Origin of the sequence: Heyndrickxia coagulans DSM 1 = ATCC 7050, assembly GCF_000290615.1 — a bacterium.
Classification (GTDB): Bacteria; Bacillota; Bacilli; order Bacillales; family Bacillaceae_C; genus Weizmannia; species Weizmannia coagulans.
Genome location: NZ_ALAS01000118.1, coordinates 40,793 through 67,373, shown reverse-complemented (window position 1 = coordinate 67,373; position 26,581 = coordinate 40,793). Strand labels below are relative to the sequence as shown.

The window sequence follows — 26,581 nt, the reverse complement described above, 5'->3', positions numbered from 1 at the left end:
CCCTTACATGTTGAATAGCACCGGGCCCATTTCTTTTGATCCCCTGTAAAAGAGTAACAAATCAATCCACCCGTTTCAGCATCGAAATCGGGAGGGCTTCGATCGGTTTGCCGCCGCTGACCCGGTAACCCCAGGCAAAGACGCCGTCGATATAATCAATTTTAAAATAGGCGCCGGGGTCTCCTTCAATTTTATAAATTCCCCCTTTTTGAAAAGAAGCGGGGTCCAGCAAATACGACTTTGCCATCGCAATTTTCCGCTCCAGCACGGCGAACTCATTCACAATACCGAGTTGTTCGGCCTTGCGCGCTTTCTCCGTCAATTGTGCAATTTCCTGTTTTAACTCATATTCACTCATTTGACTGTATCTTTTTTCCATCCTTAATCCCCCTCTTCCCGCAAATAGCGCTCTATCAAATCCATCGGGAACCCTTTCCGGTATAAAAACTGCTTCATTTTTTGCCTGTATACATATCCCGAAAACTTTCCGTATTTGCGCTTTGCTTTTTCGGCATGCTGAAGAAGTGCTTTCCATTCCGTTTCTTCATCCTTTTCAACATGAAGCGCCGCCATCGCAGCGGAAATCACTTCAGGCGGATAGCCTTTTACTGTAAGCCCCTGCTTCACTTTTTGCTTTAAAAGCTTCTCCGACAACCGGGCATGCTGCCTGGAAAGTTTTTCTGCAAGGGCACGGGCATGTTCCACTTGCTGATCAGCATCAAAAATTTCAAGCGCTTTTTCGATCATCTCTGGTGCAATGCCTTTTTGCTGAAGTTCCCTGTTAATGACAACAGGCCCTTTATGCGTTGTATTCATTTGTGTCCGCACGAAACTTGCGGCAAATTCCGCATCATCAAGATACTGCATTTCATAAAGCTTTGATATGACACTCCGGACGACTTCCGGCGCAAATTCCTTTTTTATCAAATCATCACGCACTTCTTTTTCCGACCGCATCCGGTAGGAAAGAAAACGGATGGCGGTATTGACGCCTTTCCGGATATCATCCTCGGCAAGGATCGCTTCAATATCAAGCTCATCCAATTCTTTCCCTTTTAAAAGCTGGTACCGTGCCAGCACTTCTTCATCAACACTGAACCGGTACTTTCCGTCAAGAAAAATATTGTATCGTTCTTTATTGTTTTTTTGAAGCGAAATTTTTGTAATGACAGGCACATGAATTCCTCCCTTGTCTATTTTACCATTGAAAGTGTAGAAAGCGGTATTACCGGGAACAATAATCCAAAAAAGGAGGTTTTGCGAATGCCGAAAGATAAAAAAGTTCAGACGAAAAGCACATTAAGAAGCATGCAGGAAGTGACTTACCAGCACGAATTTAAAAAAGCCGACCGGGCCGGAGGATACACGGACAGAGGGCGCAAATAATTACCTGTTTAAGAAAAACCTTTTACGCAAAAAGTAGTTTTGCGGAGGCAACCGCAAACTGCTTGAAAGGGGTTTTTTCAATGGGCCGCGGGCATCAGCATAAAACACGCGATAAAAATAAAGCAACACTGCCGCAAGTACCGAAGAACATGAAAATGGACGGAAAAGACATTGAATATTCGAGGGAACTCGCAGACGGGGAAGATTTGGAAGCACAGGCCCGTTCCGATGCTGCGGAAAAAAGAGCGAAAAACAGGCGGTAAAATAAAAACGGGCGGCCTTTCCATTGGGCCCCCGTTTTTTGTGGATGATGTGCATAAACCTTTCAATGCCTCTATTGACAATATCCTTTGATGTGTATAAAATTGTGCACATTTTTTGTGTATAAAATGTGGATATTGTGGATAACCGCCCCTATATCCTTTTCTTTGCATATTCCGGATGTGGATAAACCTGTGGGAAATGTATGGGCAGCATGTGCGCCGGTTCGGAGCATGCATCCAGGCATTTTTACAGCTGGTTTGGTGCTGCTTGTTGCTTTGCGCTTTCCACAAGCGCACGGATTTTTTCCGTTTCCCCGTTCTGAAAGAGCTCGATAATTTTGCTCCCGGCCACAACGCCGCTGCAGTAGCGGGTTAAACGGCGGACCTGCTCGGGGCTGGAAACGCCAAAGCCGGCGAGAACAGGTACCCGGCTGATGCTTGATAAGAAAGCGAGGTAATCCTCGATATTGTCGTGAAAACTTGTGCGGGTGCCGGTTGTGCCGGTGACCGTAACAGCATACAGAAACCCTTCAGAGCGGGAGGCGATTTTCTTAAGCCGGTCTTTCGGGCTTGTAATCGCAGCCAGCCGGATGAGCGCAAGGCCGCATGTTGCCAGTTCTCCGGCGACAATCCCCTCTTCCTCAAGCGGCAAATCCGGAATAATCAGCCCGTCAACACCGGCAGCCGCGCAGTCTGCTGCAAATTTTTCCAGACCATAGGCAAAAACCGGGTTAAAATACGTCATGAGAATAACCGGGACTTGTCTCGGATGGGCTTTTAAATGGCTCAGCACTTTTTTCATTGTCGTGCCTGCCTTAAAAGCGCGGAGTCCGGCCGCCTGGATGACCGGACCGTCTGCGACAGGGTCGGAAAACGGGATGCCAAGTTCAATTGCCGTTGCCCCGCAAGCTTCCAAAAACGCAAGCCTTTTCTCCGTCTCTTCCATTCCACCGTCCCCCGCCATAATATAAGGGACAAATGCCTGGTCACCGCGTGCAAGAACCGCTTCAAACTGTGCTTCCAATTTTTGTTTACCCATTGTTTTCCCCTCCAAACAAGCGGCTGGCCGCTTCTCCAATTTTGTCCCCGCATCCTGGCAGGACGGCAGTCGTTTTTGCCGGTTTCAGGGCCATACGGACGGCATGGGCGCTTTCCAATGCAAAAATTTCACCCATTGTTTTCCCCTCCAAGCAAATGGCTGACGGCTTCTACATCTTTGTCCCCGCGCCCTGACAGGCAAACAGCGATCGTTTCGTCTTTTCCCATCGTTTTTGCCAGCTTCAGGGCAAAACGAATGGCATGGGCGCTTTCGAGTGCCGGGATAATGCCTTCTGTTCTCGAAAGCAGCCGGAATGCATCCAATGCTTCAGCGTCGTTCACAGACGTATACGTAACCCGGCCCGTTTCTTTTAAATAACTGTGTTCCGGCCCGACTCCCGGATAATCAAGCCCGGCCGATACCGAATAAGCTTCCTGGATTTGCCCGTCATCATTTTGCAGCAAATACGTTTTCATTCCGTGAAGCACGCCGAGTTTGCCGTCACTTAAAGACGCCGCGTGCTTTCCGGTTCCAAGGCCGGCACCGCCCGCTTCCACACCGAACAATTTTACGGCCTTATCTTCCACAAACGGATAAAACATGCCGATCGAATTGCTGCCGCCGCCGACACAGGCGACAACTGCATCGGGAAGTCTGCCTGTCTGTTCTGTAATCTGTTTTTTCGTTTCTTTTCCAATCACACTTTGGAAATCGCGGACAATTTGCGGAAACGGATGCGGGCCGACTGCTGAACCCATAATATAGTGCGTGTCTTCCACATGGGCAACCCAGTAGCGGAGCGCCTCGTTGACCGCATCCTTCAATGTGCCGCTCCCCTGCGAGACGCTCTCGACTTTCGCGCCAAGCAATTCCATCCGGAAGACGTTCAGTTTTTGCCGGCGGATATCTTCTTCCCCCATAAAAATAATACATTCAAGGCCGAGCAGCGCGCAGACGGTTGCTGTTGCCACCCCGTGCTGGCCGGCGCCCGTTTCGGCAACGACTTTCTTTTTTCCCATTCTAAGCGTAAGCAGCGCCTGGCCGACTGTGTTGTTGATTTTATGTGCGCCGGTATGGTTCAAATCTTCGCGTTTCAGGAAAATTTTCGGGCCGCCGCCAAGTTCCGTTAAATTTTCCGCATAGTAAAGCGGGGTTTCACGGCCGACATATTGTTTCAGCAATTTATCCAGCTCTGCATGAAAAGCCGGGTCGTTCATGGCCTCATGATAAGCCTGCTCGAGTTCGCCTACAGCCGGCATCAGGGTTTCCGGTACGAATCTCCCCCCGAAAGTTCCGAAACGGCCGTTTGTATCAGGCAGTTTGTATGTTTGCATTTTTGTCACGCTCCTCTAATTTTTGAAACGCTTTTCTTGCTGCTTGCACAAATGCTTTGATTTTATCCGGGTCTTTTTCTCCGTTTGTTTCCACCCCGCTTGAAACGTCGACGATATACGGACAGACAGCAAGGATCGCGGCTTCGGCATTTTCCGGCGTGAGCCCGCCGGCAAGCATCACCGCCCGCTCATCCGATAGCGCCTTTGCCAGCTCCCAGTCAAACGTCTTTCCACTTCCGCCGCGGTATTTTCCGCCGGCGCTGTCCAAAAGCACCAGATCGCAATGGTAACCGTGTATGATATCAAGATCAGCATCTGTCCTTACCGGGAAAGCTTTGATCACCGGGTAAGGCATTTGCGCGGCTTCCTCCGCTGTTTCATCGCCGTGCAGCTGCAGGTAATCGAGCCCGGCCCGCTCTGCAATTTCCGCCATTTTTTCAGGAGATTCATTAACGAATACACCGACTTTTTCGACATGTTCCGGCAACGCTTTTGCAATCTGTGCCGCTTTTTCCGGTGTAATCTTCCGTTTGCTTTCGGCAAATACAAAGCCGATCATGTCCGCCCCCGCGCAAACAGCCGCCCGGGCCGCTTCAAGCGTGCGAATGCCGCAAATCTTTACTTTCCGTTTTTCCGGAACACCGGCCAGCTTTTTCATTTCCGTTTGCGGGTCGTTTGCGCGCATAAGCGTTTCCCCGACTAAAATCCCTTTTGCCCCGGCATGCTCAGCGCGGACGACGTCTTTCCGGGTGCGGATGCCGCTTTCGCTGATCACAAGCACGTCCGGGTTTGAGATTTGTGGCGCAAGCTTTTCAACAACGCCGAGATCAACCTCAAACGTCTTTAAATTGCGGTTGTTGATGCCGATGATCCGGGCCCCTGTTTCGACAGCGGTTTCGAGTTCCGCTTCATTGTGCACTTCCAGCAGCACTTCAAGACCGGTGTCCCGGGCGTAATCGTACAGCTGCCGGAGCCTTTCGGGGGAAAGAGCCGCTGCGATCAGGAGAATCACGCTTGCACCATACGCTTTTGCCCGGTCGATCTGAATTTCATCGATAATAAAGTCTTTGCAGAGCACCGGAAGCCGGACTGCATCGCTTACGGCTTTCAAATCTTCCACTGACCCTTTAAAAAAGGCTTCATCCGTTAAAACGGAAATGGCGCCGGCGCCTGCTTTTTCATAGGCAAGTGCCTGCCGGATTGGATCTACGGCCGTCCGGATATCCCCTTTTGACGGGGAGGCCCGCTTGATTTCCGCAATAATGCTTGTTTTTTCAGACTGCATAAAAGTTTCATAAAGGGACGGGGCTTTGCGCACATTTGTGGCAAAAGCCTTTCCAGCACCTTTTATACGGGCCACTTCTTTTTCTTTTTCGGCTAAAATCTTTTCCAAAAACGCCATTCAAATCGCCTCCTGTGTGAGTTTCAGGCTTATTTCAATAAGTGCGTGCAGTTCACACCCTGAAATTGCTCTTCTCGTTTCTTTTCCGGGTAAAAATGTTTCGGAAATTGCCATTCAAATCGCTTCTTGCGTGAGTTTCCGGCTCGCTTCAATGAGTGCGTGCAGTTTTTCAAGTGCTGCGCCCGAACGGATTGCCTGCTCCGCAATCTGGATTCCTTCTTTTACCGTCTCTGCCCGCCCTGCAGCAAAGAGCGCAAGCCCGGTATTGAAGACCACTGTATCATGGTAAGCGCCTTTTTCTCCTTTTAATACTGACAGCAAAATATCGCTGTTTTTTTGCGCATCACCGCCGCGGATCGCTTCCAGCGGGTAATACGGCAAGCCAACCTCTTCCGGCGTCAGCGTAAACATCGTAATCTTCCCGCCGTCAAGCAGCGCAAAATGGTTTTCCCCGGATAATGACGCTTCATCAAGATAGCCGGCGCCATTGACAACGAGCGCGCGTTTTCTGCCAAGGCGGCCGAGCACTTCCGCCATCGTCCCGAGCATGTCACGCCGGTACAGCCCGAGCAGCTGTGTTTCCAGGTTCATCGGATTTGTGAGCGGGCCGATCAAGTTAAAAATCGTCGGGATTCGCAAATCTTTCCGGATTTTCATCATTTTTCCAAGGGCCGGATGGACATTCGGGGCAAACAGGAAGACGATGCCGATTTCTCTCAGCAAGCCTTCAATTTCTTCCGCCGGGAAAGACAAGGAAATCCCGAGCGTCTCTAGGACATCGGCGCTCCCGGTCTGGCTTGAGACGCTGCGGTTGCCATGTTTGGCAACTTTCACGCCGCTTGCCGCCAGCACAAACGCGGAGGTCGAGCTGATGTTAAAACTGTGGCTGCCGTCCCCGCCCGTCCCGCAGTTGTCCATAAGCCCTGGAACGTTGCATGGAACCGGCACGGCTTTTTCACGGATCACTTCGACCAGCCCGGCAATTTCTTCCGCCGTTTCGCCTTTACATTTCAAGGCGGCTAAAAATGCGCCCATCTCCCCTTCTGTCACTTCATCAGAAAACAGTGCACGAGAGGCTTCCCGCATTTCTTCAACCGTCAGCCCTTCTTGTGCCAAAATTTTTTCAAGATACGGTTTCAACTTTCTCATCCTTTCTGATTTCGCGTAAAAAGTTTTCAAGCATCTGTTTACCGGTTTCCGTCCCGATCGACTCGGGATGAAACTGGACGCCGAAACACGGGGCGGATTTATGTTGAATGGCCATGATTTCTCCGTCATCAAGAGACTTGGCAACCACTTCCAGGACTTCCGGGATCTTTGTCCGGTCCACGACAAGCGAGTGGTAGCGCATCACTTCGACCGGATCCGGCTGCCCGCTGAACATTCCTTTCCCGCCATGGCGTACAAGGGAAGTTTTGCCATGTTTGATTTCTTTTGCTTTTGTGATCCCTGCCCCGAACGCTGCGGCAATTGCCTGATGGCCGAGACAGACGCCGAGCATTGGGACTTGCCGGTAAAATGTTTTTACAGTTTCAATGGAAATGCCGGCATCTTCCGGCACGCCGGGCCCCGGTGACAGGACAATCGCTTCCGGCTTGAGCCTTCTGATTTCATCTATGGTGATCCGGTCATTGCGGAACACCCTTACTTCCTCCCCAAGTTCGCATAAATACTGGTACAAGTTGTAAGTGAACGAATCATAGTTATCGAGCAATAAAATCATGCGTCTGTACCTCCAGAATCGATCTCGCCTTGTTGAGCGTTTCTTCATACTCTTTTTCCGGATCGGAATCGTACACAATGCCCGCGCCCGACTGCAAATAAGCGGTGTTGTCTTTAATCAGGAGCGAGCGGATGGCGAGTGCAAAATCAATGTCGCCGTTCAGATTGATATAGCCGACCGCGCCCGCGTACATGCCGCGCTTCAGGCTTTCCAGGCTGTTGATAATCTGCATCGCGCGGATTTTCGGCGCGCCTGATACCGTGCCGGCCGGAAGACAGGAGATGAGCGCGTCAATTCCGCTAAAACCGTCCCGCAATTTCCCCCGCACTTCCGAAACGATATGCATCACATGCTGGAACCGCTCAACTTCCATGTATTTTTGCACCCGGATGCTGCCGGGCTCGCACACCCGGCCGAGGTCGTTCCGGCTCAGATCAACGAGCATTTTATGTTCAGCGAGTTCTTTCTCATCGTGTAAAAGCTCGCTTTCAAGGCGCTCATCTTCTTCCGGGGCATTGGCGCGCGGGCGTGTTCCCGCAATCGGATTCGTATATACCACACGCCCCTTCGTTTTGATCAAACTTTCCGGCGATGCCCCTAGAACGACATAACCGCCGAAGTCGAGATAAAACATATACGGGGACGGGTTCGCTTTCCTTAACTTCCGGTAAAAATAGAACGGATCGTGCGAAAGCGTCCCTTTCATACGCTGTGACAGGACAACCTGGAAAATGTCCCCGTTTTCGATATGCTGTTTTGCGGTTTCGACCATCTTCATAAATGCCTGCTTTTGAATGGCGGGGGCAAAGTCAACCGGGCCATGGTCGACAAATGGTTCTGCGCTTGTCTGCCGGCAGATCGCTTTTTCCATTGCCGCAAGATTTTTTTCTATTGCCTCCCCGTCTTCCCCGGTTGAAACAAGGTAGACGGTCTGGCTTTTATGGTCGTAAACAGCTATATTTTGGTACAGCATCAAATGCAGATCCGGGATTCCTGTTTCATCTTCCGGTACATGGCCGATTTCTTCATACTGGCGGATGGCGTCATAGCCGATATAGCCGACCGACCCGCCGTAAAACGGAAAGGGAAGCTGGATATTAAGACGCGGCAACAGGCCTTTGACAAGATCGAGCGGCTTACCTTTTTTTATTTCACGCCGCCCCGTCATCCGGTCAATCACCTCCAGTTCATTATCCCGCCCGATGAACGCTTTTACCGGATCAGCCCCGATAAAAGAAAACCGGCCGTTGCTGTCATTTTGCAGCGAACTTTCGAACAAAAACTTGCATTTTCCTCTCAGTCTCGTAAAAATCATGACCGGCGTTAACACATCGCCATTTAGCTTAACGATTTTGTATTGCATCCGTCCGCACTCCTTTTTTATTGAAATGGTAACTAGCAGGCCGTCTTTCGCGCTCCGGCTCTTCACCTCTGCACCGGCTGTATATCCTTCGCTTAACAGGCGGGTTCCGATACAGATCCCGGGTCCCGGCTAAATAAAAAAAACGTCCTCTGCCCGCAGCTGTATGCTGCAGGACAGAGGACGTTTTCCAACGCGGTGCCACCTCTCTTGAAAGGATTTAAAACCTTTCCGCTTATTCGGGTACGGAGCAAGCCACTCTTTATACCCTATCCCGGTAACGGGGGAAGCCGTGTTTCCCTACTGCACAAGTTCAGGAAACCTCTCGTAAGCCCATTCTGCAAAGGCAGTCGTGCCGGACTCCCACCTGCGCCGGCTCTCTGGGACGCTTACCATTTGCATACTCTTCTTACTCAGCGATTTTCTTTTATGAGATTTTTAACGGAACGCAAAAAGGGTTCCCAATCCATGTAAAGGACGGGGAACCCGCGGTGCCACCTTTATTGGCTTTATCAGCCCGGCTTTGACGGTATCAGGGAAAAAACGTAATACCTGCCTCTTGTAACGATAAGGCATTCGCCAAAGCCTACTCCGGAATCGTTTCGGTTTGGAAGCTCGGAAGCCCATTCGCCTGCACGTCATCACCGGTTCGCACCACCCACCGGCTCTCTTCGGAATCCACACAGGTTACTCTTCTTCTTCATCGCCTGAAAAATGTTTCATTGATTGATTATTATCTTAATGCTGAAAATAAAAATTGTCAACCTTCATTTCAAAAATTTTTTTTATTTTTTTCAGCCCATTTTTCCAAGTAACATTTGGCGGACAAACCTTGTCTTTCTTGTGAAAAAGTGGCTTAGCCTGCCCGGGAAAAAATACGCGAAAGGGCACGCATGGCCACTTCGTTCGAAGAAGGGGTCCGGTTAGGACATTTTACTTTGCACATTCATCATTGTTTAGACCACTGTATTCTTCCAATCAACATCCTAACGCAAAATATCGATCAAGTTCTTATTGGCTGCATTTTTAGCCGGCAATATGCCAAATAGAATGCCGACAAAGGTAGAGACGCAAAAAGCGAGTAAAAAGCTTCCTACACCGATCACGGCACGGAAAGGTAAGAAGAGCGAAATAAGCCACGCGAGTCCACCACCTATCCCAAAACCAATCAAGCCGCCTATTCCCGTCAACAACACCGCTTCCAAAAGGAACTGGAATAAGATATGCTTTGGGGTTGCGCCGATAGCGAGACGAATGCCAATTTCCCGGGTACGCTCAGAGACAGAAATATACATCATGTTCATTACACCAATCCCAGCAATAAACAGCGAAATCCCGGCAATTGCGCTAATGAAGTAGGTTAAACTGTTAATGACTGATCCAATGCCGTTTAAGCCCCTCCTGCCGGAAATCTATTGGATGATACTCGCCAAGCCGGCATATTTTCCTGCAGAAAAGCAAAAATTCGGACAAAATTTAATTTCGGAAAACGGCTTATGCTGCTGGATGCCCGGTCCCCCCATGAAAAGCCCGGCCCTTGCCGGCTGCTTTTTAGCGGAGGAATTCCGGGCAGTATGCAGCAGCTGAAAGCAAACAGTCCTTTTCGAGTTTTCCCCTGCAGGAAGCCTTTCAGAAATCCGTTAAAAAAGCCTTGTTTTGCTATGCACGTTCCAAATCTCGCCGGCATACTTGAGCACGGTATAATCAGAGGAAAATACGCCGGCATTGGCAATATTGACGAGTGCCATCTCCTGCCATTTGAGCGGCTCGCGGTAAAGCTTGTCCACTTTTTTCTGCGCCAGCGCGTAATCCTCGAAATCTCTTAATACAAAAAACTCATCCCCGTATTTAATCAGGGAATCAAAGACATCCCGCCCTTCCGCCTGCACCCCAGGAATCGAGCCGTCAATCAGCGCATCGAGCACACGGTGCAGCACCGGATTGTTCTTATAATAATCATAAGAATGATAAGACATGTCATGGTAATATTGGAAAACTTCCTGATCGGTCAGCCCGAAGAGGATAATATTGTCCTCCCCGACGAGATCGCGGATTTCGACATTGGCACCGTCCAGCGTGGCCAATGTGACCGCGCCATTGAGCATAAACTTCATATTGCTCGTCCCAGACGCTTCCTTGGATGCGAGTGAAATCTGTTCGCTCACGTCAGCCGCCGGGATGATCCGCTCGGCCAGCGACACACCGTAATTTTCAATAAAAACGATCTTCAGCCTGTCCCTCACTGCCGGGTCATGGTTAATCAGATCCGCCGCTGCGTTTATCAGCTTAATGATTTCCTTGGCATAGGTGTAACTCGGTGCCGCTTTGCCGCCAAAAATGAAGACGCGCGGGTAAATATCTGCTTCCGGTTCATCCTTCAATTTAAAATACAAGCTTAAAATATGCAAAAGATTCAGCAGCTGCCTTTTATAAGCATGGAAACGTTTGACCTGCACATCAAAAATGGCATCTGTCCGGATGGCAAGCCCTGTCGTTTTCTCGATATAGTCCGCGAGCCGCTGCTTATTGGTTTGTTTGATTTCGGCAAGTTGCCTGAGTGCGCTTTCGTCGCGGCGGAAAGGTTCGAGCATTTTCAGGTCAGTCGGTTTCGCCGCCCACTCCCTGCCGATTTTGCTGTCAATAAAACTACGCAGCGGTTCATTGGAAAGCAGCAGCCAGCGCCGGTGGGTAATGCCGTTTGTTTTATTGTTAAATCTGGACGGGAAAATGCAGTAGAAGTCACGAAGCACTTTTTCTTTCAAAATATTCGTATGGAGCTTTGCCACCCCGTTGATGCTGTGGCTCCCGATGATCGCAAGGTGTGCCATCTTCACGCTCCCGTCCGAAATCACCCTTGTCCGCTCAATCTTATCCCGGTCATACAAACGGGCCATATCCTCTATATAGCGGCGGTCAATTTCGCAAATGATTTGATAAATGCGTGGCAAAAGCTGTGCCATCATATCTGTCGGCCAGCTTTCCAGCGCTTCGGACATAATGGTATGGTTGGTATAGCTGAGCACTTTTACCGTCACATCCCATGCCGGTTCCCAGCCCATCCCTTCCTCATCCAGTAAAATGCGCATCAGTTCGGGGACACACAATGCCGGGTGTGTATCATTGATGTGGATGGCGACTTTTTCGGCCAGATGCGCAATCGGCAGGCCGAGTTTTTTATAGGTGCGGATAATGCTTTGAATGCCGGCCGAGACGAAAAAATATTCTTGCTTCAAACGCAACAGGCGCCCTTCATAATTGGAATCGTCCGGATACAGCACTTCGGAAATGCTTTCGATCCGGCTCTGCTGCTGAATAAAAGCATGGTACTCCGTGTTCGCATCCTCAAGCGGCATTTCTGCCGACCACAATCTTAAAGTGTTGACCGTGTTGTCCCCGTAACCGATTACCGGGGTATCATACGGCACGGCAAGCACCGTTTCTTCATTTTCATAATGGGGGACAAGATGTCCCGATGCGTCTTTCTCAAGCCGGACGTTGCCGTAAAACCGCACATTTACCGCCTTGTTCAGCCGGCGGGTCTCCCACACATTGCCATTCCGCAGCCAATTTTCAGGCAGTTCGACCTGGTAGCCGTTGACAAACTTCTGCCTGAAAAGCCCGTACTTAAAACGGATACCGTTTCCGTGCCCGGGGATCGCATGTGTCGCCATTGAGTCGATGAAACAAGCTGCCAGCCGGCCAAGGCCGCCGTTTCCCAGCCCGGCATCCAGTTCCACCTGTTCCAATGCCTCGAGTTCCATCCCCATTTCTTGAAGCCCCGCCCGGACTGTATCGAGAATGCCAAGGTTGAACAAATTGCTTTTCAACATCCTGCCGAGCAAAAATTCCATTGAAAAATAGTAAACTTGTTTCTCCCCTTTTTCCAAGTAACGCTGATTCGTGTTCCGCCATTCTTTCGCTGCATATGAACCGATCAATTTTCCGAGTGTCACATACTGTTCTGTCAAATCAGATTTTTCCACATCCATTGTGAAGCAGTCCGACAGCATCCTTTCGAAATCGGCCTTAAATTGTTCCTTTGTGAGTTCCATCCCATTTCCTCCCGTTTTTGCCCGTCCTGCAGCCCTTTCTCCGGAGAGGTCCAGAGCCGTTCCTGCACTATTTTTTCAAATGCTGAGTCTTCATTTTCCTGATTTTCAAGATTTTATAAATCGCAAATCCGGCGGCACAAAGAAAAATAAGCCAGCCCAACTGAAAAACCACATCAGGCCAATTGACATATTGATGCATGCTTTTCTCTTCCCCCATATAAGGTCATTTCCTTTTTCAAAAAATTTGTTCATCCGCTTCATAGTTTTATTTTAAAGGACGCCGGAGCCATTGTCACCGAAAATATTTTGCCGGCGCTCCGAAGCCCTTTTGTGGCCGCTGCTCCATCGTTTTCTCGCGTGGCAACTGCCACAGCCGTTGTGCGGCGGGCAAAATTCATCCCCAAAAATTCCCGCACTTGCATTGCCTTTTGCTTTGCCCGGGCGGAACCCGTTTTCAGTTGAATCCATGCGCCAAAAAAAGCGCCTAAAGCAGGATTCCTGCTTTGGGCGCTTCTTCTTTAAAACTTGTATTTCTTCACCATTTCCTGCAAGTACTCCGCCAGATAGGACAACGCTCTGGCCGAATCGCTGATGTCATCCATCGATTTCAGGTGGCTTTCAATGGAAGCGGCCATTTCTTCGGTTGCCGCCGCATTTTCTTCAGCAATTTGGGCAAGTTCGTTCGCAGTCGAAGTCACTTCCTGGACGGAGGCGGAAATTTCTTCCGAGATCGCCGCCATTTCTTCTACTTGCGGTGTGATTTCTTTCATCCCGTTCATGATCGTGTCAAATTTTCCGATCGAATCTTTGGAACGTGACACGCCGGCTTCCACATCTTTGGACACTTGTTCCATTTCGCGGACGGAATCTTCCGTATCATGCTGGATTTGCGTAATCAGCTTTTCAATTTCTTTGGTCGAGTTTTGCGACTGGTCGGCCAATTTCCGGATTTCGTCTGCCACGACCGCAAACCCTTTTCCGTGCTCGCCCGCCCTTGCCGCTTCAATCGCTGCATTTAAAGCAAGCAAATTCGTCTGGGCCGCAATTCCTTTTATCACTTCTGTAATTTGGCTGATTTGCTTCGAATTTTCAAAGAGTGCCTGGATTTTTGCGTTAGATTGCGCGACAGAACCGGCAATGGACTTCATTTGTGCAACCGTCTCACGGACAGCCTCGCCGCCTTGTTTCGCATGTTCAAGCGTGGCATTGGACAGGCTGGAAATCGCCATCGTACTGTCGGTTACTTTTTCCATTGCTTTTGCGATTTCGCTCATCGCCTGGGCGCTGTTTTCCGTGCCGTTCGTCTGTGTTTCCGCACCGCTTGCAATCTGGGCAGCAGCGGAGTTGATTTCATGGCTTGCCTGCGTTGTATTTTCCGCATTTGCCTTCAGCTCTTCGGAAGAGGAAACGACCATCTCCGCGCTTTTATCGACCTGGTCGAGAAGGTCGCGCAGGCTGTCCTGCATTTTTTTAAAACTTACAGCCAGTTCGCCGACTTCATCTTTTTTCCGGATATCAATTTCCTCTGTTAAGTCCCCTGAGGAAATTTTTAATGCCGCTTCTTTCAGGCGGTTAATCGGCCGTGTCACAGAACGGATGACAAAATAGGCTAATGCCGTACCGAGAACGAGAAAAATGACGATGACAAGAATCATCCGGTCAATGATCGGCTGTACAGCTTTGCCGACCTCATCGGCATACATTGTCCCTGCAATTTTCCAACCCGTCAGGCTGTCGGTTGTATAAATCATCATTTTTTCCTTCCCCTGATACGTATAGGAAGTGTGTCCGGAAACATGGTTAAATACGGTATCATACACTTTTTCTTTTGCATACGCCCCCGGTTTTCTTCCCGGCATCACGACGATGCGGCGCGCCGGGTCTACAAGCACCGCATACCCGTTTTTCCCGATTTTGATTTCTTTCGCCATTTTTTGGAGCGCGCTCATTTTCAGGTCAACTGCGACAACCCCGGAGTTGTCTTGCGCCGTTTTGGCAATGGTGACAATCGTTTCCCCCGTGGTCGCGTCCTGGTACGGGGCTGTCACAATCACTTTTCCGGGCTGTTCCATCGCTTCCTTATACCACGGCCTTTGCCTTGGATCATAGCCTGCAGGCAAGTTGACATTCGGTTCGATCATCATTTTCCCGGATGCTGTCCCAACGTAAACATTCCGGACATTGTTATGCAGGTTTGCGTACAGGCTGAACATCGACTTGATTTCGGACGGTTTTTTTTCCGTTTGGGCCGAAATTCTTTTAGAAAAATAATCCACATCATCCATGCTCGGCTGGATCGCATCATGGATGATATTCTGCAACAGATTGACATTTTCCGTAGCGGCATTCAGCATTTGCGATTGGACTTCACTTCCTGCTGATTTTATTGAAAAATATCCGATCAGTACAGATGGAACGAGCAGGATCGCGAGGATAGAAACAATCAATTTCGCTTTCATATTCCATCGTACATGTTTTTCTACCATCTTTCGCATAACAGGGCAACTCCTTTAATCATTTTCATAGCGGATATCACTAATTCTTTTGCGGATATCACCAATTCTTTTATCGTACCTTTTAGTTACTTTTTCATAGGTCTTTATACCCGGAAACATGCGTGCAAATAATTGATAAGGCTTACAGGCTGAAGGGATGGCGGTTTTTGCAAATGTGAAAAGTTTATGGCAGGAATTACCAGAATAAGCAGGAAATTTTTTATGGTATATCGAATATATGATTTAATGGAATAAAGGAGGGAGTTTGATGGCGGAAAGAACCATGATTATTGCAGAAAATCTTGCCCCCGGCCTGCTTGGTGAAATCAGGAAACTGGTTCCGGAATGGCGCATACTGGCCGGAAAAGATCCGGCGCATTGGCAGAGTGAAGTGAAGAAAGCTGAAGTAATTGCGAGCTTTCGAAAGAAAATGGAAAAAGATGCATTATCGGAAGATTCCGCTCTCCGCTGGGTTCAAAGCTGGAGTGCGGGGGTGAACAGTTTCCCGCTCGAACAATTTGAGAAAAAGGGGCTCTTTCTGACTTCCGCAAGCGGCATCCACGCCTATCCGATTTCTGAAACCATTTTTGCAATGATGCTGGCATTGACAAGGAAAATCCATACATATGTCAGAAATCAAACGAAAAAGAAATGGGACCATGCCGGGTTAAAACTGGAAATGCACGAAAAGGTGATCGGCATTATCGGTGTCGGGGAAATCGGGCTTGAAACGGCAAAAATTGCCAAAGCCTTCGGGATGAAAGTGCTGGGCGTGCGGCGTTCCGGTGCGCCTGCCGGGTTTGTAGACGAAATGTATACCAACGGGCAGCTCCATGATATGCTTCCGCTTTGTGATTATGTCGCCGTCTGCCTGCCGCTTACGAAAGAAACGTACCATTTATTCGGGAAAGAAGCATTTGCCCGGATGAAGCCGTCTGCATTTTTTATCAATATCGGCAGAGGGGAAATCGCAAATGAAAAAGAACTGGCCGATGCCCTTGCCTCCGGCGAAATTGCCGGCGCCGGGCTGGATGTGTTTGAAAAGGAACCGCTCCCTGAAGACAGCCCGCTTTGGGAGCTGGAAAATGTGATCATCACCCCGCACACCGCCGGCTCAACCGAACATTACGACGAACGGGTTGTCCGGGATATCTTCATCCCGAATTTAAAACGGTACCTCGCTGGCAGCAAGCCGGACATTCATCTTGTCGACTACAAAAAAGGTTATTAACCTTTTTGCGCGAATCAAAAAATACGATGATTTTTAAATTATTTCATTTTTCCCTTTACAGAACTAAAACCAGCTGTTAGAATATTTAGCACAGAGCAAAATGATATTCGAAAAGTAATGATGAAGAAGGCGTATTTGCAAAAAGCCGCAGAGAGTCGGTGGTTGCTGCGAACCGATGCTTTTGCTGATACAATGCCCAGCGCTTCTGAACTGGCCGGCCGAAAGTGATGTAGGCCGCACCCGGCATATGCCGTTATTTTCCCAGAGGCTGCCGTACGCAGCAAAAGAGGGTGGCACCACGGTACATGACGTCCCTCCTCCACAAGGATTTCTTTGTGGCGGAGGGGCGTTTTATTTTAATTTTATATTGGAGGATTGACGTACTCATGCTTTTTTGTAAGGAATCGCTATTCACACCAGGTCCAACACCCGTACCGGACCGTGTAAAACAGGCCATGAACCAGCCTATGGTCGCCCACCGCAGTGAAGTCTTTTCAAATAGCCTGAAGCAAGTGGCGACAAAACTGATGCCGGTCTTTGGCACAAAAGAACCGGTGGTTGTCATTGCCGGCAGCGGGACATCCGCACTGGAAAGCGCCGTCTGCAACGTTGTCCATGAAGGCGACCATGTCGTTGTCGTTGTCACCGGCGTGTTCGGGGAGCGTTTTGCTTCCATTTGCGAATCATACGGCGCCCATGTCCACCGCCTCAATATAGAATGGGGAACCGCCTGCCGCCCGGAACAGCTGGAAACGTTCCTTAAGGGGCTAAAAGATCCGGTCAAAGCGGTTTTTGCCACCTTTTGCGAAACATCCACCTCGGTGTTGAACCCGGTGAAAGACCTTGGCGCCGTTGTAAAACGGCTGACCGATGCCTTGTATATCGTTGACGGCGTCAGCTGCATTGGCGGCGTGCCCGCGGATATGGAAGATTACCAGATTGATATCCTTGTTTCCGGTTCGCAAAAAGCGCTCATGCTGCCGCCGGGCCTTGCCTTTGTCGCCGTCAATAAACGGGCCAAAGAGGCAATCAAGAACGGACCGGAAAAACGGTTTTATCTCGACTTGAACCGGTATATCGATTCATATGATGAAGCCGTGACAACACCGTTCACCCCGCCCGTTTCCCTCGTGTTTGGCGCGGAAGAAGTGTGCCGGATGATTGAGGAAGAAGGCTGGGGCAATGTCATCAAGCGCCATGAAATTTTGCGCGATATGACCCGCGCCGGCGTGAAAGCTTTGGGCCTTCCGCTCCTTGTCGAAAACGATGCGGATGCTTCGCCGACCGTCACAGCGGTGAAACCGGATGGCGAACAGGCCGGGGCAATCAAAAAATATTTGCAGGATCATTTTTCAATGGTTGTCGCAAGCGGGCAAAAGCAGTTGAAGGGAAAAATTTTCCGGATTGGCCATATGGGGTACAGCACCCCTTTTGACGTGATCAACGTTTTAACCGCGCTGGAAATGGCGGTACACGAACTGAACGGAAGGGATACATTCGGCATTGCAGTGAAAAAAGCGGAGGAGGCATGGAAAGCGCATGTTTAAAATTTTAGTAACGGATAAAGTAAGCGAAGAAGGCTTGAAAAAACTGTATGCGCACAAAGATTTTTTAGTTGAGCACCAGCCGGGCATTGCGCCGGAAGATTTAAAAGCCAGGATCGGCCAGTATGACGGGCTGATTGTGCGGAACCAAACAAAAGTGACAAAAGACATCATTGAGGCATCCGGCAATTTGCGCGTCATTGCAAGGGCCGGGGTCGGCGTTGACAATATTGATGTCGATGCTGCGACGAGAAAAGGGATTATTGTCGTCAATTCGCCGGGAGGAAACACGATTTCCGCAACGGAGCATACACTCGCCATGATGCTTTCCCTTTCCCGCAATATCCCGCAGGCACACAAGTCCGCATCCGCGGGAAAATGGGAGCGCGAAAAGTTCAAAGGCGTCGAGCTTTTCAAGAAAACGCTCGGCGTAATCGGAACGGGCAAAATCGGGACAGAAGTGGCGAAACGGGCAAAAGCATTCGGAATGGCCGTGCTCGGGTACGACCCGTATTTAACCGAAGAACGCGCGGCCAAGCTTGGCATCAAAAAAGCAACGCTTGGCGAAATTGCCGCCCGGGCTGATTTCATCACGCTCCATACGCCGCTGATGAAAGAAACGAAGCATTTGATCAATGAAGCATTTTTGGCAAAAACGAAAAAAGGTGTCCGCATCATCAATTGCGCACGCGGCGGGCTCGTTGACGAACAGGCGCTGCTTCAGGCGCTTCAGGAAGGCCGCGTTGCAGGGGCCGCCTTGGACGTTTTTGAAAACGAGCCGGACATCACACCGGGGCTTTTGGAACTGCCGAATGTTATTGTAACCCCGCATCTCGGCGCGTCGACCCGCGAAGCACAGGTCCGGGTGGCGGCGGATGTCAGCGACGAAATCATCCATATCTTTGAATCTGAGGAAATCCGCAATGCCATCAATATGCCGCAAACTTCCGGGGAAAACCGCGAACGGATGGAACCGTTCCTCCTTCTTGGCGAACAGGTGGCACAACTCGGCATCCAGCTTTTGGATGAAGCGCCGGAAAAAATTGAAATTACGTACGCCGGCGAGCTTTTGGATGAAGATACAAAACTGCTGACAAGAACGATCATCAAAGGGATCCTGGCGCGCCACCTCGGCAGCACCGTCAATCTTGTCAATGCCCTTCATCTCTTAAAGGAACAGGGCTTGACATACAATCTGCAGCGCAATGCGTCGCTTAAGGGCTTTTCCAATTATCTGGAACTGGCGCTGTATAAAAAAGGCAAACAAGTGAATATCGGCGCTTCGATCATTAACGGGTTCGGCGGCCGCATCGTGAAGCTGAACGATTACCGCGTCGATCTCCGCCCGGAACAGCACCTTCTTTATATCCGGCATCTGGACATCCCGGGCATGATCGGCCGGGTCGGTTCGATTCTCGGCAGCAACGACACGAATATCGGCACGATGCAGGTGGGCCGGAAAGAAATCGGTGGGGAAGCGATCATGGTGCTCACGCTCGATAAAACCGCAAGCCGGCAAGTGCTGGACCAATTAAAAGAGATCATCGGCATTAAAGCCGTCCAGACTTTGGAACTCGCAACCGGCTATACCTTTCAGGAAGAACCTTTTGTAGAAGTATAAATAAAAAGCATTCACGGCAAAACGCTGTGAATGCTTTTTTTTTCGGATACAGGCAAAAACCGGGCTTGTACGGCCCGGCTTTACTTTCCGGTATTATTGGACTTCCATTCTGAGGTCGCCGGCTTTTGCCCAGCCGAACAATTTAAGGAAATGATAGATGCCGAGCGTCGTAAAAATGGGTAAAATCACACCTGCCGCAACATAAGCAAGCAGCGGGCCGGTTCCCTGGTTGGCGAGAATATTAAGCGGCGCAATTAATGAATTCAGGCCGAGCCCGCCGAGTTCATACGGCACTTTCAAGTGAAACATCATCGTTGCAACCGGCGCGCAAATGAGCGACGAAACAAACGGCGGAATGACAAGGCGCGGATTTTTCACCAAATTTGGGAACTGGACTTTTGGCGTAATCAAGGACTGTGCAATATTGCCGCCCCAGTCATTTTGTTTCAGCGACATTGCCGTAAAACCGACAAACTGGACCGTACAGCCGATCAGTGCAGCTGCGCTGGATACCGGATCAAGCTGCAACGCAATGGCAAGCGCGGCCGAAGAAGCAGGTGACATGAGCAGGATGCTCCAGACGAGCGATACAACCATTGAACCGAAAAGCGGCGAACCTTGTACAGAGGCCGTAATTTCACCGCTCAGCCATTGCAAAAACGGCGTGGTGACAGCAGCAAGGCCAACGCCGGCAACACCGCCGGCAAGAATGGCGGCAAACGGAATTGCCATCATATCGAGCTTCGTTTTGCCGGACACGCGCTTCCCGACCCACGTTGCAACAACTGCAGCCAGCACAGCACTTACAGGCTGTCCGGTGACAATCGTAATCAAGCCGTCCTGGGTGGTGCCGATCGCATTTCCGCCAACCGCCGCACAAGCCATCGAACTGAAAATGACCAATGTATTGCCGCCAAGCTGATATGCAATCCCTGCGCCGATGGCCGGCGCCAACAGCGATTTCGTCGCCGCCCCGATGGCCAAAAAGCCGTCCCAGCCGAGGAATTTCCCGAACGTTTCAAACAAAAGGCCCAGCCCCAAAGTCACGAGCACAGCGTTTGCTACCCCGGCCGATGCTTTATATGCCCTGTCAATTACATAATCTTTAGTTGCTTGTTTCATCTTTCCCACTCCTTGAAATACTCCGAATTAAAAGATCACCGTTTCTGTTTTATTTTCAGGACTTCAACGATTTCCGCAAAATGAAGGTTCTTACGGGTTTCCACCTTGATTTCTGCTCCTTCTTTTGTGATGTTGAAATATTACATTAATTTTAAAATAAAGTCAACATTTAATTTTATTTAAAAATATTTTTCCAAACTTTTCATCCCGTTTTTATAGAGGAACTGGAAAAATTACACTATATTAATAAAGTGATCATGTAAGGTTTCCCTGCAAAAAAATTTTTTCGGAAATTGCCGTTTTTTACGGCGCGGAATATCCTGCGAAAAAGAGGCATGCCTCAGCATACCCCAGCAGTCTACAAAAATATGTTTTTGAGGCCTACTACATTCTCAAAAATATAATCTGCCCCGTGTTCTTCAAATTCGGCTTTTGCTTCTTTTCCGGACAAGCCGGTTAAGATGCCGGCAAATTGGGCGCCTATTTTTTTTGCAGCAAGCAGGTCCGCGAGCGAGTCCCCGACAATCAGGATTTCCTGCCCGTTTTCAAGCGGGAGGCTGCATTCCGCACAGTCGCGGGTGGGCGTGTTTTTCCCTTTTAAAGCAAGCAGGTAGGTAAAAGGATTCGGCTTTGCAAGCGGCGTATGGCCTCCAAGCTCCTCTTCCGCCTTTAAAACGTCGTCCGCCGTCACGATATGCGCCTCATGAAACAGCGGCAGCCAGCCAAGCGCCCGGAACGGCCCGTACGTTTCAAGCTGCGGCCTCCCCGTGCCGACGCCGAGTTTCAGCCCTTTCTCCGCCAAAAAGGAAAACAAGGCACCGATTTTTTCCGGTTCGGCAAGCGGGATCTCTTCATCGAGAAAGCCTTTTTTCCCCGTTTGCACGCTCGGCTTCCCGGTAGAGGCCATAATATTTTGGTCGCCGACATACCATTCCTGGGAAATCTGCTCGCACACCGACCAGAGCGCGCCTTTTTTGCCAAGCTGCGTATCTGTAAGCCCGAAGATTTCATAAGCAAGCTGGTCCAGCACTTTCAACAAATCCTGTTTTGTTTCGGGCCTCTTTGCAAACCAGTTTAAAAATATGCCGTAGTCGGTTTCAACCGGATAGTGTGCAAGCACCCCGCGGATTTCATGAAGCGTTTCATAATCGATTTCACGCGCCAGCCAGCCGCGGATCCGGCCTGCTTCCTCTTCCTTTATTTGCGAAAGCAAGTGTAACAGCTGGCAGGTGAACGTCAAATAAATCATATCCCAGTTGGCGTTCATGCCGCGCGATTTTAAAAACCGCAACACTTCATCATGCTGAAAAACATCAGCCCGGATCCGCCTGATTTCCTCATCTGTTAAGGCTGTTTTAAATTGTTCCGGTGCGAGCCCTAAATAATGGCCGCTATGTATCAATTCCCAGACGGTCAAGCCGGATGCGTCAAAATAACGTTCCTCGCTCAGCAATACCCCGTCCACATCAAATAATACCGTTTGAATCATCTCTTCACCTCTTTCCTACATCAGTGTAACAAAGGATGCTGTTTTTTTGTATCGTTTTTTCACTTTTCGGCCTGCATTAAAGAAAAGGCGCCCCGGGGCAAGCCTGGTGAACACGCCTGGCATGCCCCGGCCTGCTGGTGCCCGGTTCTAAAGCGAAACAACCTTATGTTTTTTTTTGCCGGCCGCAGCCAGCCGTTTGAAGTGGGAGATTTTATCCAGATCAGCATTTCCGCCGCTTACAACAATGCCAATATGCTTTCCCGAAACGCCAACTTTGCCGCTTAATACAGCCGCGAAAGCCGCCGCTCCTGCCCCTTCGACAAACATTTTTTCACGTTCGAGCATATAAATGATGGCAATGGCAATGTCTTCATCGCTCACCGTCACGACATCATCCACATACTTGCTGATTAACGGAAAAGTCAGCTGGCCGGTCTCTTTTACAAGAATGCCGTCCGCGATGCCCGAAACATGTTCGAGCCGACTGTTTCCCATCCCTTTAAAGCGGTTATAAACAGCAGGCGCCCCCTCGGACTGCACGCCGATGACGCGGATTTTCGGATCATAATTTTTCAGGAGGCAGGCCATGCCAGCAATTAAACCGCCGCCCCCGACCGGAATCACAACCGTATCAAGATCCGCGCATTGCTGGATCATTTCGAGGGCAATCGTGCCCTGGCCGGCCATCACTTCATAATCGTCAAACGGGTGAATAAACGTTGCGCCTGTGATTTGCTGGTCCAACACAGCTGCTTCATACGCTTCCTGAAAGGATTCGCCGGTCAGCACGACTTCCGCGCCATACGCCTTTGTTGCCAACACTTTGGCAAGCGGCGTTTTTTCCGGCATATATATTTTTGCCTTCAACCCCTGTTTCGTTGCCGAAAAAGCGACACCCTGCGCATGGTTGCCCGCCGATGCCGCAATCACGCCGTTTTTTCTCGCATCCCCTGCCAGGTTCGTAATTTTATTCAGTGCGCCCCTGATTTTAAAAGACCCGGTGCGCTGCAGGTTCTCCATTTTAAAGTAAAGCCTTGTTCCTGCCATTTCATTGAATGTCGCCGATTCGTTCAACGGCGTCCGGTGCACGACCGGCAATAAGTTTTCAAATGCTGCTACAATGTCTTTCGTTTGTAAGAAATCCCCATTGTTCCCGTCACACTCCTGCGTTTTCAGACGCTTCAAATTTTGAAATTTCATCTTCAAGCAATAATGTCAGCCCGATTTCATCCAGTCCCTTTAACAGCATATTCTTCGGATACGGATCAATGTCAAAGTGGATGGACTTTTCTCCCGTTAATACCACTTGTTTTTCAAGATCAACCGTTAAAACGAGCCGTTCTGCCTGTGCCTTGCCAATCAACTCGCGCACTTCTTCTTCCGGCAACTCTACGGTTAAAATCCCGTTTTTCAGACAGTTATTATGGAAAATATCAGCAAAACTTGTTGCGATGACCACTTTAAAGCCGTAATCCTGCAAGGCCCACGGCGCGTGCTCCCGTGAAGAGCCGCATCCGAAGTTGTCGCCTGCCACTAAAATCTGTGCTCCCTCGTATTTCGGATCATTTAAAGGAAAATCTTCCCTTTTATTTCCGTTTTCATCGAAGCGCCAGTTGTAAAACAGACATTCCCCGAATCCCTTGCGCTCAATCCGTTTCAAAAACTGTTTTGGAATGATCTGGTCGGTATCGACATTTTTTCGGTCCAATGGGAATACGAGCCCTGAAAAAGTTTGAAATGGCTCCATTTGCTTTTGCCCCCTCTCTCCGTATAGATGAATGAATTTACTTCTGCTGCCTGCTGCAAAAGAAGCAGCGCGCCATGCCGCCATTTAGCGGGCCGGCACAGTCTGGCCGAGCTTCCGGACATCGACAAATTTGCCGTAAATGGCGGCGGCTGCGGCCATCTCCGGGCTGACAAGATGCGTTCTGGCGCCAGTCCCCTGCCGGCCTTCGAAATTGCGGTTCGATGTTGAAGCGCATCGTTCTCCGGCCGGGACAATATCATCATTCATCGCAAGGCACATGCTGCAGCCCGACTCGCGCCATTCAAACCCGGCTTCCGTAAATATTTTGTCAAGTCCTTCTTCTTCCGCCTGTGCTTTCACGCTTTGCGACCCTGGAACAATGAGGGCCCGGACTCCTTCTCTTACATGCCGTCCCTTTACAATTTCCGCTGCAGCCCGCAAATCGGCAAGCCGCGAGTTCGTGCATGAACCGATAAATACATGCTGGACAGGGATGTCTGTAATCTTCATCCCCGGCTCAAGGCCCATGTATTGCAACGCTTTTTCAACCGCCTGCCGTTCGCCGGGATCGTTGATTTCAGCCGGATCAGGCAGTTTTTCACTGACCGGGAGGCACATGGAAGGGTTCGTGCCCCAAGTGACCTGCGGCTCAATTTCTGCTGCATCCATTTCAAGCGTTTTGTCATAGACGGCGCCTTCATCTGATGCCAGCGAGAGCCAGTATGCCGCTTTTTCTTCAAAATCTTCCTTCGGCGCATATTTCCTTCCGCGCAAAAAGGAAATGGTCGTTTCATCCGGGCTGATCAACCCTGCCCTGGCTCCTGCTTCAATCGACATATTGCAGACGATCATCCGCTCTTCCATTGACAAATTGCGGATCGCTTCGCCGGTGTATTCGACAATATGGCCGGTGCCGACGCCAATCCCGAATTTGGCAATGATGGCAAGGATTAAATCTTTAGCCGTCACGCCCGGCCCGAGTTTGCCGTTGATTTTGATCTGCATCGTTTTCGGGCGCTTTTGCCATAATGTCTGGGTCGCCAACACGTGTTCCACTTCACTCGTGCCGATTCCGAAAGCAATGGCGCCAAATGCACCGTGCGTGGACGTGTGGGAATCGCCGCATACAATCGTTTTCCCGGGCTGGGTGAGCCCCAGTTCCGGCCCGATGACGTGGACGATCCCCTGGTCCGGATGGTTGATGCCGGCAAGCGGGATGCCGAATTCCCCACAGTTTTTTTCCAAAGTGGACATTTGTTTTTTCGAGACCGGGTCTTTTGAAATCCGGCCCCTTGTTGTCGCAACATTATGATCAACGGTGGCAAAGGTTAGATCCGGCCTCCGCACTTTGCGGCCGTTTATCCGCAGCCCCTCAAACGCCTGCGGGGACGTGACCTCATGGACAAGGTGCAAATCAATATAGAGCAGGTCCGGCTTCCCTTCTTCGCGGTGGACCAAATGGTTTTCCCATATTTTATCGATAATCGTTTTCGGTGCCATCGTATCACTCCCATCTGCCGCTTTTCGTTTTTTGGAGATCAATCTCCGTTTTGCCAATTCCTTTTTTCATGATTAAAAATCCGTGCTGTTTTTCCATCCAGAAAACGTGCACCGCTGTAAACTGCCACTTGCCAAATCCTTTTTTATTGAAAGATACGCCCTCTTATTGAAAAATGCGCGGACGGGCTGCGCTGTTATTTAATTTTTCGATCAGCCGGTCTGTGAGCTCAATTGTACTGACCACTTTTCCGTTTGCCACCTGCAAATCGCCTGTACAATAGCCGTCTTGAAGCACATCATCCACTGCTTTTTCAATGGCCGCCGCTTCTTTCTCAAGCCCGAACGAATAACGGAGCATCAAAGCCGCTGACAGCACTGTCCCGAGCGGGTTGGCTTTTCCCTGCCCGGCAATATCCGGCGCGGAGCCGTGGACCGGTTCATACATGCCGAACCGGTCGGAACGGAGGCTTGCGGATGGCAACATGCCGAGGCTGCCGGTAATCACGGACGCTTCATCGCTTAAAATATCGCCGAACATATTCTCTGTTACAATGACATCAAATTGGCCCGGATTTGCAATCAGCTGCATCGAAGTTGAGTCGACAAGCATATGGCTCAATTCCACGTCCGGATACTTTTTCGCGGTTTCTTCCGCAATTTCGCGCCACATTCTGCTTGATTCCAGCACATTCGCCTTATCGACGGATGCCAGTTTTTTTCTTCTGATTTGGGCAAGCTGGAATGCTTTCTCAATAATTCTTTCAATCTCTTCCCTTGTATAGGCAAGCGTGTCTACCACTTCATTCTCGCCCGGCCCGCGCCTTTCACTCGGGCGCCCAAAATAGAGGCCGCCCGTCAGTTCGCGGACAATAACAAGATCGACGTTTTCCACACGTTCCCGTTTTAAAGGCGATGCGTTTAAAAGTGTGGCATATGCTTTAACCGGGCGCAGGTTCGCAAACAGCCCCATTTCTTTCCGGAGCCCGAGCAGGCCTTTTTCCGGGCGGAGGGAAGCCGGGTTATGATCCCATTTCGGCCCCCCTACCGCGCCGAGCAAAATGGCATCGCTCCTGCGGCAAATGTCAAGCGTTTCTTCCGGTAGGGGCGTCCCCGCTTCATCAATGGCGGCGCCCCCAATCAGCGCATTTTCAAAAACGGCTTCATGCCCGTCATTGTCCAACACTGTTTTTAAAACGCGGATCGCTGCATCCATCACTTCCGGCCCGATCCCATCGCCGGGCAGTACGGCCAGTTTCATTTTCATTGTCGTTCC

At 50.0% G+C, this 26,581-nt stretch carries 22 protein-coding genes, 1 pseudogene and 2 other annotated features; of the genes and pseudogenes, 5 read left to right on the top strand and 18 right to left on the bottom strand.

What is annotated here, in order from left to right; all coding sequences use genetic code 11:
* Window positions 1-61: 61 nt before the first annotated feature.
* Both IC21_RS06095 and recX read right to left on the bottom strand, forming a co-directional pair.
* Complete coding sequence (locus IC21_RS06095; protein ID WP_029141643.1) at window positions 62-379, bottom strand: YfhH family protein; 318 nt, start codon at window positions 377-379, stop codon at window positions 62-64.
* Between the two features lie 2 nt (window positions 380-381).
* Complete coding sequence (recX, locus tag IC21_RS06090) at window positions 382-1,176, bottom strand: recombination regulator RecX (RefSeq protein WP_029141644.1); 795 nt, start codon at window positions 1,174-1,176, stop codon at window positions 382-384.
* Window positions 1,177-1,263: 87 nt separating this feature from the next.
* Between recX and IC21_RS16170 the strand changes: the two genes are divergently transcribed.
* Both IC21_RS16170 and IC21_RS06085 read left to right on the top strand, forming a co-directional pair.
* The gene (locus tag IC21_RS16170) at window positions 1,264-1,386 is read left to right on the top strand and encodes a YfhE family protein (protein ID WP_073193833.1); all 123 of its coding nucleotides are present in this window, start codon (window positions 1,264-1,266) and stop codon (window positions 1,384-1,386) included.
* Between the two features lie 80 nt (window positions 1,387-1,466).
* Window positions 1,467-1,649, top strand: a complete 183-nt coding sequence (locus IC21_RS06085) for a YfhD family protein (RefSeq protein WP_017552868.1) — start codon at window positions 1,467-1,469, stop codon at window positions 1,647-1,649.
* 247 nt (window positions 1,650-1,896) lie between these two features.
* Here IC21_RS06085 and trpA read toward each other — a convergent pair whose 3' ends face one another.
* From trpA to IC21_RS06030, 10 genes and pseudogenes are all read right to left on the bottom strand, one after another.
* Window positions 1,897-2,688, bottom strand: coding sequence for a tryptophan synthase subunit alpha (trpA, locus tag IC21_RS06080; protein WP_029141645.1), 792 nt, complete (start codon window positions 2,686-2,688; stop codon window positions 1,897-1,899).
* Window positions 2,681-2,824: a hypothetical protein gene (locus IC21_RS16980; protein ID WP_019721536.1), complete on the bottom strand. Its 144-nt coding sequence runs from the start codon at window positions 2,822-2,824 to the stop codon at window positions 2,681-2,683. The genes trpA and IC21_RS16980 overlap by 8 nt, the downstream gene beginning before the upstream one ends.
* The gene (gene trpB, locus IC21_RS06075) at window positions 2,817-4,022 is read right to left on the bottom strand and encodes a tryptophan synthase subunit beta (RefSeq protein ID WP_029141646.1); all 1,206 of its coding nucleotides are present in this window, start codon (window positions 4,020-4,022) and stop codon (window positions 2,817-2,819) included. Before trpB ends, IC21_RS16980 begins: the two co-directional genes overlap by 8 nt.
* Window positions 4,000-5,424, bottom strand: coding sequence for a bifunctional indole-3-glycerol-phosphate synthase TrpC/phosphoribosylanthranilate isomerase TrpF (gene trpCF, locus IC21_RS06070; protein ID WP_029141647.1), 1,425 nt, complete (start codon window positions 5,422-5,424; stop codon window positions 4,000-4,002). Before trpCF ends, trpB begins: the two co-directional genes overlap by 23 nt.
* A gap of 114 nt (window positions 5,425-5,538) precedes the next feature.
* On the bottom strand, window positions 5,539-6,564 hold the full coding sequence (gene trpD, locus IC21_RS06065) for an anthranilate phosphoribosyltransferase (protein WP_029141648.1): 1,026 nt from the start codon (window positions 6,562-6,564) through the stop codon (window positions 5,539-5,541).
* Window positions 6,548-7,147: an anthranilate synthase component II gene (locus IC21_RS06060; RefSeq protein WP_029141649.1), complete on the bottom strand. Its 600-nt coding sequence runs from the start codon at window positions 7,145-7,147 to the stop codon at window positions 6,548-6,550. The genes trpD and IC21_RS06060 overlap by 17 nt, the downstream gene beginning before the upstream one ends.
* The gene (gene trpE / locus IC21_RS06055) at window positions 7,128-8,510 is read right to left on the bottom strand and encodes an anthranilate synthase component I (protein WP_029141650.1); all 1,383 of its coding nucleotides are present in this window, start codon (window positions 8,508-8,510) and stop codon (window positions 7,128-7,130) included. Before trpE ends, IC21_RS06060 begins: the two co-directional genes overlap by 20 nt.
* Window positions 8,511-8,683: 173 nt before the next feature.
* Window positions 8,684-8,933, bottom strand: a binding site (T-box leader).
* A gap of 44 nt (window positions 8,934-8,977) precedes the next feature.
* Window positions 8,978-9,220, bottom strand: a binding site (T-box leader).
* Between the two features lie 273 nt (window positions 9,221-9,493).
* Window positions 9,494-9,892: pseudogene (locus IC21_RS06050) on the bottom strand (ABC transporter permease); the annotation flags it as partial.
* 255 nt (window positions 9,893-10,147) lie between these two features.
* A complete protein-coding gene (locus tag IC21_RS06040; RefSeq protein WP_029141653.1) occupies window positions 10,148-12,559 on the bottom strand; it encodes a glycogen/starch/alpha-glucan phosphorylase in 2,412 nt (803 codons plus the stop codon).
* 518 nt (window positions 12,560-13,077) lie between these two features.
* Complete coding sequence (locus tag IC21_RS06030) at window positions 13,078-15,054, bottom strand: methyl-accepting chemotaxis protein (protein WP_029141655.1); 1,977 nt, start codon at window positions 15,052-15,054, stop codon at window positions 13,078-13,080.
* A gap of 268 nt (window positions 15,055-15,322) precedes the next feature.
* Between IC21_RS06030 and IC21_RS06025 the strand changes: the two genes are divergently transcribed.
* The 3 genes from IC21_RS06025 (at window position 15,323) to serA (ending at window position 19,450) form a co-directional block, all read left to right on the top strand.
* Window positions 15,323-16,285: a D-2-hydroxyacid dehydrogenase gene (locus tag IC21_RS06025; RefSeq protein WP_029141656.1), complete on the top strand. Its 963-nt coding sequence runs from the start codon at window positions 15,323-15,325 to the stop codon at window positions 16,283-16,285.
* Window positions 16,286-16,671: 386 nt separating this feature from the next.
* The gene (locus tag IC21_RS06020; RefSeq protein WP_029141657.1) at window positions 16,672-17,832 is read left to right on the top strand and encodes a pyridoxal-phosphate-dependent aminotransferase family protein; all 1,161 of its coding nucleotides are present in this window, start codon (window positions 16,672-16,674) and stop codon (window positions 17,830-17,832) included.
* Window positions 17,825-19,450, top strand: coding sequence for a phosphoglycerate dehydrogenase (serA, locus tag IC21_RS06015; protein WP_029141658.1), 1,626 nt, complete (start codon window positions 17,825-17,827; stop codon window positions 19,448-19,450). Before IC21_RS06020 ends, serA begins: the two co-directional genes overlap by 8 nt.
* 93 nt (window positions 19,451-19,543) lie before the next feature.
* Here serA and IC21_RS06010 read toward each other — a convergent pair whose 3' ends face one another.
* From IC21_RS06010 to leuB, 6 genes are all read right to left on the bottom strand, one after another.
* A complete protein-coding gene (locus tag IC21_RS06010) occupies window positions 19,544-20,572 on the bottom strand; it encodes a PTS sugar transporter subunit IIC (RefSeq protein ID WP_019721521.1) in 1,029 nt (342 codons plus the stop codon).
* A 358-nt stretch (window positions 20,573-20,930) separates the two neighbouring features.
* On the bottom strand, window positions 20,931-22,061 hold the full coding sequence (locus tag IC21_RS06005; protein WP_017552850.1) for an HAD family hydrolase: 1,131 nt from the start codon (window positions 22,059-22,061) through the stop codon (window positions 20,931-20,933).
* A gap of 147 nt (window positions 22,062-22,208) precedes the next feature.
* Window positions 22,209-23,261 carry a threonine ammonia-lyase gene (ilvA, locus tag IC21_RS06000; RefSeq protein WP_019721517.1) on the bottom strand — a complete coding sequence of 351 codons (1,053 nt, stop codon included), beginning with the start codon at window positions 23,259-23,261 and terminating at the stop codon, window positions 22,209-22,211.
* Window positions 23,218-23,808 carry a 3-isopropylmalate dehydratase small subunit gene (gene leuD / locus IC21_RS05995; RefSeq protein ID WP_013860307.1) on the bottom strand — a complete coding sequence of 197 codons (591 nt, stop codon included), beginning with the start codon at window positions 23,806-23,808 and terminating at the stop codon, window positions 23,218-23,220. Before leuD ends, ilvA begins: the two co-directional genes overlap by 44 nt.
* 84 nt (window positions 23,809-23,892) lie before the next feature.
* Complete coding sequence (gene leuC, locus IC21_RS05990; RefSeq protein WP_029141660.1) at window positions 23,893-25,308, bottom strand: 3-isopropylmalate dehydratase large subunit; 1,416 nt, start codon at window positions 25,306-25,308, stop codon at window positions 23,893-23,895.
* Window positions 25,309-25,471: 163 nt separating this feature from the next.
* Entirely contained in the window at window positions 25,472-26,572 is a 1,101-nt protein-coding gene (gene leuB / locus IC21_RS05985) for a 3-isopropylmalate dehydrogenase (protein WP_029141661.1), read from the bottom strand.
* Between the last annotated feature and the right edge of the window lie 9 nt (window positions 26,573-26,581).

Bases quoted from the DNA above. Each gene is read 5' to 3' on its own strand.
- trpE (WP_029141650.1), bottom strand. From the start codon at position 8,510: ATGCAATACAAAATCGTTAAGCTAAATGGCGATGTGTTAACGCCGGTC.
- IC21_RS06040 (WP_029141653.1), bottom strand. From the start codon at position 12,559: ATGGAACTCACAAAGGAACAATTTAAGGCCGATTTCGAAAGGATGCTG.
- IC21_RS06085 (WP_017552868.1), top strand. From the start codon at position 1,467: ATGGGCCGCGGGCATCAGCATAAAACACGCGATAAAAATAAAGCAACA.
- IC21_RS06095 (WP_029141643.1), bottom strand. From the start codon at position 379: ATGGAAAAAAGATACAGTCAAATGAGTGAATATGAGTTAAAACAGGAA.
- IC21_RS06060 (WP_029141649.1), bottom strand. From the start codon at position 7,147: ATGATTTTATTGCTCGATAACTATGATTCGTTCACTTACAACTTGTAC.
- IC21_RS06030 (WP_029141655.1), bottom strand. From the start codon at position 15,054: ATGCGAAAGATGGTAGAAAAACATGTACGATGGAATATGAAAGCGAAA.
- IC21_RS06020 (WP_029141657.1), top strand. From the start codon at position 16,672: ATGCTTTTTTGTAAGGAATCGCTATTCACACCAGGTCCAACACCCGTA.
- serA (WP_029141658.1), top strand. From the start codon at position 17,825: ATGTTTAAAATTTTAGTAACGGATAAAGTAAGCGAAGAAGGCTTGAAA.
- leuC (WP_029141660.1), bottom strand. From the start codon at position 25,308: ATGGCACCGAAAACGATTATCGATAAAATATGGGAAAACCATTTGGTC.
- trpCF (WP_029141647.1), bottom strand. From the start codon at position 5,424: ATGGCGTTTTTGGAAAAGATTTTAGCCGAAAAAGAAAAAGAAGTGGCC.
- ilvA (WP_019721517.1), bottom strand. From the start codon at position 23,261: ATGAAATTTCAAAATTTGAAGCGTCTGAAAACGCAGGAGTGTGACGGG.
- IC21_RS06005 (WP_017552850.1), bottom strand. From the start codon at position 22,061: ATGATTCAAACGGTATTATTTGATGTGGACGGGGTATTGCTGAGCGAG.
- trpA (WP_029141645.1), bottom strand. From the start codon at position 2,688: ATGGGTAAACAAAAATTGGAAGCACAGTTTGAAGCGGTTCTTGCACGC.
- trpB (WP_029141646.1), bottom strand. From the start codon at position 4,022: ATGCAAACATACAAACTGCCTGATACAAACGGCCGTTTCGGAACTTTC.
- IC21_RS06025 (WP_029141656.1), top strand. From the start codon at position 15,323: ATGGCGGAAAGAACCATGATTATTGCAGAAAATCTTGCCCCCGGCCTG.
- IC21_RS16980 (WP_019721536.1), bottom strand. From the start codon at position 2,824: ATGGGTGAAATTTTTGCATTGGAAAGCGCCCATGCCGTCCGTATGGCC.
- IC21_RS16170 (WP_073193833.1), top strand. From the start codon at position 1,264: ATGCCGAAAGATAAAAAAGTTCAGACGAAAAGCACATTAAGAAGCATG.
- IC21_RS06010 (WP_019721521.1), bottom strand. From the start codon at position 20,572: ATGAAACAAGCAACTAAAGATTATGTAATTGACAGGGCATATAAAGCA.
- leuB (WP_029141661.1), bottom strand. From the start codon at position 26,572: ATGAAAATGAAACTGGCCGTACTGCCCGGCGATGGGATCGGGCCGGAA.
- leuD (WP_013860307.1), bottom strand. From the start codon at position 23,808: ATGGAGCCATTTCAAACTTTTTCAGGGCTCGTATTCCCATTGGACCGA.